Annotated in this window: 1 protein-coding gene; it reads left to right on the top strand. The window is 63.7% G+C overall.

Going from position 1 to position 703, the window contains the following annotated elements:
- Positions 1-10 precede the first annotated feature (10 nt).
- The coding region (locus tag AC1DT3_RS23260) for a 3-hydroxyacyl-CoA dehydrogenase family protein (RefSeq protein ID WP_477467518.1) at positions 11-703 on the top strand (693 nt) is incomplete at its 3' end.

Raw genomic sequence — 703 nt, forward strand, 5'->3', positions numbered from 1 at the left:
CGTTGAAATCGTGAGCGACGTTCAGAACGATCCGCGACTGGTAGAAAGAGCGCGCAAGGCGTGTGAGACGATCCTTGGCAAGGTCGTCATCGACTGCCGCGACACGCCGGGATTCATCGCAAATCGCATCGGTTGCCATTGGCTTGGGGTCGCCATGATCGAGGCGATCGAGATGGGTCTGGATGTGGAAGAGGCCGATGCGGCAATGGCGGCGCTCGGCATCCCCCGCACTGGCGCATTCGGATTGATCGATCTCATCGGCATCGATCTCGTGCCGCAGGTGTGGGGCAGCTTGATGCGGGCACTCCCGCAGCACGACGCTCTCCAGTTTCACGATCTGCCGGCCCAGCCCGTCATCAAGGCGATGATCGCCTCCGGCCTTCTGGGGCGGAAGACGAAGGCTGGCTTCTACCGTGTCGCGGAGGGACGGCGAAAGGAAGCGCTCGATCTGAGCACGCATCGGTACCGCGCCGAACGGGTCGTGGCGCCTTCCTCGCTGCCGGCGGGAGGGCGCGACCCGGTTGCACTGCTCGATTCGCCGAGCAAGAGCGGTGTTTACGCCTGGAAGGTCCTCGCGCTCGTCACGGACTATGCCGCCACAATCGCCCCCGACATCGCGGAGGACGTCGGCGCGATCGATAGCGCCATGAAACTCGGATACGCCTGGCGTGAAGGTCCCTTCGAGTTGGTGCAGCGATACGGT

Source organism: Microvirga sp. P4_G7 (genome assembly GCF_056401005.1).